Origin of the sequence: Inquilinus limosus MP06 (genome assembly GCF_000767795.1) — a bacterium.
Classification (GTDB): domain Bacteria; phylum Pseudomonadota; class Alphaproteobacteria; order DSM-16000; family Inquilinaceae; genus Inquilinus; species Inquilinus limosus_E.
This window is the reverse complement of sequence record NZ_JANX01000533.1, coordinates 1-4,391: the sequence shown is the minus strand read 5'-3', so window position 1 is coordinate 4,391 and position 4,391 is coordinate 1. Positions and strand designations below refer to the sequence as shown.

At 69.1% G+C, this 4,391-nt stretch carries 4 protein-coding genes; 3 read left to right on the top strand and 1 reads right to left on the bottom strand.

The window, feature by feature from the left end:
* Nucleotides 1-408: 408 nt before the first annotated feature.
* Entirely contained in the window at nt 409-900 is a 492-nt protein-coding gene (locus tag P409_RS27715; RefSeq protein WP_034846009.1) for an Lrp/AsnC family transcriptional regulator, read from the bottom strand.
* A 66-nt stretch (nt 901-966) separates the two neighbouring features.
* On the opposite strand from P409_RS27715, the gene ehuR reads away from it, so the two are divergent.
* The 3 genes from ehuR to ehuB all read left to right on the top strand — a co-directional run bounded on the left by ehuR (nt 967) and on the right by ehuB (nt 4,236).
* Nucleotides 967-2,361: a MocR-like ectoine utilization transcription factor EhuR gene (gene ehuR / locus P409_RS27710; protein WP_034846007.1), complete on the top strand. Its 1,395-nt coding sequence runs from the start codon at nt 967-969 to the stop codon at nt 2,359-2,361.
* Nucleotides 2,362-2,542: 181 nt separating this feature from the next.
* Entirely contained in the window at nt 2,543-3,346 is an 804-nt protein-coding gene (ehuA, locus tag P409_RS27705; protein ID WP_034846006.1) for an ectoine/hydroxyectoine ABC transporter ATP-binding protein EhuA, read from the top strand.
* A gap of 47 nt (nt 3,347-3,393) precedes the next feature.
* Nucleotides 3,394-4,236: an ectoine/hydroxyectoine ABC transporter substrate-binding protein EhuB gene (gene ehuB, locus P409_RS27700; protein WP_034846004.1), complete on the top strand. Its 843-nt coding sequence runs from the start codon at nt 3,394-3,396 to the stop codon at nt 4,234-4,236.
* Nucleotides 4,237-4,391 lie beyond the last annotated feature (155 nt).

Here is a 4,391-nt window from a genome sequence, read left to right as displayed (position 1 = left end):
GACGGTGACGCCGGTGGCGGGATCGTCGACCTCGAACACCGCGCCGTTGGCGGCGGCGGTCCAGCGGCCGTCGATATAGGCCAGCTCGCGCAGCAGCCGGCGGTCGGTCAGGCGGCCGAGCGCGTCGTGCTGGCTGGGCCGGGTGGCGAGGGCGGTCATGGCGGGCCTCCGTCGAAATCGAGGCCGACAGGGTAGGGGGAGAGCGGGAGAGAGGGAGACTGTTCGGGCCGCGGTCGGGAGACCAAGTCTCTCGTGGGAGGGAGGGCGGCGGAGAGACTCTCTCCGATGTCTACGCACCCATTTTTGTCATCCTCGGCTTGACCCGAGGATCCAGGGGCTTTCAAGAGCCGCTCTCGGTGGCCCTGGATTGCCGGGTCAAGCCCGGCAATGACAATAAAAAGCGAGGGATTAGGCCCCCTCTGCCCCCGCCAGCACCTCGACCGGCACGGTCGCGTCGTCCTTCACGGTGCGGGTGACGATGTAGGTGAAGTAGCGGTCGATGCCGATCTCGTCCTCCAGCAGCCGGTCGATCAGCCGCTGATAGGCGTCGATGTCGCGCGCCACCACCTTCAAGAGATAGTCGATGCCGCCGCCCAGCGACCAGCAGGCCACCACCTCCGGCACCGCCTTCACCGCCCGCTCGAACCGGTCGAAATCGCCCTGGCGGTGGGCGCCCAAGGTGATCTCGACGAACACCATGGCGAAGGGTGCGATCCGGCGCAGCGCCAGCCGCGCGTGGTAGCCGGAGATCACGCCCTCGCGCTGCAGCCGGTGCAGCCGGGTCCAGCACGGCGTCGGCGACAGCCCGACCTTCTCGGCCAGGGCCAGCTTGGTGATGCGCCCGTCGCGCTGGATCTCGGCCAGGATGCGCAGGTCGATCGGGTCGAGCTTGACGGACATGGGCCGACCATGCCGGTGTGCAATTCGGGTTGTCAATTGAACTGATCCTGGATCACAGTCCGAATCATGACAATCTGGCAGCCCGATGCCGCCGCCCTGCGGCGGCCCGCCTATCTCTCTTTGGCCGACCAGATCGCGCGGGCGATCGCCGACGGGCGGCTGCAGCCGGGGGAGCGGCTGGCGACGCACCGGCACATGGCCGAGACGCTGGACCTGTCGGTGCAGACCGTCAGCCGCGCCTATGAGGAGCTGATCCGCCGCGGCCTGATCTCCGGCGAGACCGGGCGAGGCACCTTCATCCGCCCACCGCAGCGTGAACCTGTCCCGCCCTACATTCCCGAGCGGCTGAGCGAGGTCATCGATCTCTCGATCCTGAAGCCGGTGGTGTGCGAGACCCGGCACATCGACGCGATGAAGGCGGCTTTGCATGAGCTGGCCGACACGCTGCCGCATTCCGCCGTGCTGTCCTTCCGCCCGAACATGCTGTTCGCCCGCCACCGCCGCGTGGCGCAGAGCTGGCTGCGCGAGCAGTGCGGGGTCGAGGCGACGCCCGGCACCATCCATCTGACCAACGGCGCCACCTCCGGCATGACCATCGCCCTGATGGCCGCGGCCCCGCCGGGATCGACCGTGGTGACCGAGGCGGTCGGCCACCACACGCTGGTGCCGCTGGCGGCGTATCTCGGCCTCCGCCTGCGCGGCGTGGCGATCGACGGCGAGGGCGTGGTGCCCGAGGCGCTGGACGAGGCCTGCCGCGAGGGCGACGTCCGCGCGCTGTTCGTCATGCCGAACCCGATCAACGCCACCGCCAGCCTGATGGGCGCGGCGCGGCGGGAGGAGATCGTCGAGGTGGCGCGCCGCCACGGCCTGCAGATCATCGAGAACGACGTGCTGGCGCCGCTGCTGACCGACCGGCTGCCGCCGCTGGCCGCCCTGGCGCCGGAGCGCACGCTGCACGTCTCCACCTTCACCAAATGTGTGATGCCGGGGCTGCGCGCCGGCTATCTGGTGGTGCCGGACCGGCTGGGGCCGGGCGTCGCCAACCGCAGCCTGGTCACCAGCTGGATGGCGACCGGGCTGGTGGCGGAGCTGGCCGCCCGCTGGGTCGAGAACGGCATGGCGGCGGAGCTGGTGCGCTGGCAGAACGCGGCGATCCGCAGCCGCCAGGCGATCGCGGCCGAGCTGCTGGCCGGCATCCCGCACAAGGCCCATCCGGAGGGGCTGCATGTCTGGCTGCCGCTGGGCGAGGGGCGGTCGGAGGAGGAGTTCGTGTCCCATGCCCGGCTGCAGGGCGTGGCGATCGCGCCCGGCGCCTCCTTTGCCATCGAGGGCGGCATGGACCGGCAGCCGGCGGTGCGCATCTCGGTCGGGTCGACCACGCCCGAACAGCTGCGCGACGGGCTGAAGATCGTCGTCAACCTGCTGCATGGCGAGCCGGAGCCGGTGCTGCTGGCGATGTAGGCCGGGCGGTCCGCCGATCGACTCCGGCCGGTGTCGGGACTGCGATCGGAATGGGCAGGGACTGCCTCATGAATCATCACGAGACATCAAATTGTACTGATTTGTTTTTCCATTTGACATGATTTTGTCTCCCTCCCATCGTTGGCGGCAACCCAGGCCGTCGCGACACAGGGAGAGCGACTTGCCCGACTCCGTCGTCACCACCGATCCGTGCATCAGCGTCGAGGGCGTGTCCAAGCGCTTCGGGCCGCTGACCGTGCTGGACAACCTGACCTTCACCGTGAAGCCGGGGGAGAAGCTGGCCCTGATCGGGCCGTCCGGCTCCGGCAAGACCACGATCCTGCGCATCCTGATGACGCTGGAGCAGATCAACGGCGGCCATATCCGCATCGAGGGCGAGCAGCTGTTCCACATGAAGCGGAACGGAGGGCTGGTGGCGGCCGACGAGCGCCATCTGCACAGGATGCGCGCCAAGATCGGGATGGTGTTCCAGCTGTTCAACCTGTTCCCGCACAAATGCGTGCTGGACAATGTCACCCTGGCCCCGATGCTGACCGCCGGCGTCGACCGCAAGACTGCGGAGGCCCGGGCGATGGAGCTGCTCGAGCTCGTCGGCATGGCCGGCAAGGCCAAGGCGATGCCGGCGCAGCTGTCCGGCGGCCAGAAGCAGCGCGTGGCCATCGCCCGCGCCCTGGCGCTGAAGCCGAAGATCATGCTGTTCGACGAGGTCACCTCGGCCCTCGACCCCGAGCTGGTCGAGGAGGTGTTGAACGTGATGCGCCGCCTGGCCGCCGAGACCGACATGACCATGCTGCTGGTCACCCACGAGATGAGCTTCGCCCACGACTTCGCCGACCGGGTCCTGTTCTTCGACCGCGGCCGGATCGTCGAGGAGGGGCCGCCGGACGAGATCTTCCGGCACCCGCGCGAGGAGCGGACCCAGACCTTCCTCAAGAAGATCATCGCCGCCGGCCACCGGGTCTGACCCGGGGCGCACGGCCGGACCACAAACACGGGAACAGAGAGGCAGAGATGAACAAGGGTTTTTGCGCGAGTCTGATCCTGGCCGCCGTATCGGCCGCGGCCCTGGCGCAGCCGGCCGCGGCCGACACGCTGGACAATCTGAAGGAGCAGGGCTTCGCCCGCATCGCCATCGCCAACGAGCCGCCCTTCACCGCCGTGGCGGCGGACGGCAAGGTCTCCGGCGCCGGGCCGGACGTGGCGCGCGAGGTGTTCAAGCGCATGGGGATCCCCGACGTCGTCGCCTCGATCTCGGAATACGGCGCCATGATCCCCGGGCTGCAGGCGCGCCGCTTCGACGCGGTCACCGCCGGCCTGTTCATGAAGCCGGAGCGCTGCCGCGCCGTGGCCTATTCCCAGCCGATCCTGTGCGACGGCGAGGCCTTCGCGGTGAAGAAGGGCAACCCGTCGAACTTCCAGAGCTATGCCGACATCGCCGCCAACCCGGACGCCAAGATCGGCGCGCCGGGCGGCGGCACCGAGGAGCGGCTGGCGCTGGAAGCCGGGGTGCCGCGCGACCGGGTGATCGTGGTGCCGGACGGGCAGAGCGGCATCAAGATGCTGCAGGACGGCCGCATCGACGCCTATTCGTTGCCGATCCTGTCGATCCAGGACCTGCTGAAGAAGGCCAACGACCCGAACATCGAGATGGTCGGGCCGGTGAAGAACGCCCCGCTCTATTGCGACGGCGCCGCCTTCCGCAAGCAGGACACGGCGCTGCGGGACGCCTTCGACAAGGAGCTGGCGGCGCTGAAGCAGTCCGGCGAGTTTGCCAAGATCGTCGAGCCCTACGGCTTCTCGGCCAAGGCCGCGATCGAAGCCAACCGCGACCAGCTCTGCGGCAGCACGAACTGACGGCGACGTAAGGAGAGGCCGGTGCCAACCCCCTCACCCGAAATCGCGGTCGCGATTTCGACCTCTCCCCGGGGGAGAGGTGATGCCCACTCTCACCGCGAGAGGAGTGTCCTCCCTCTCCTTGGGGAGAGGGAGGGGCCCGACGCCGCAGGCGG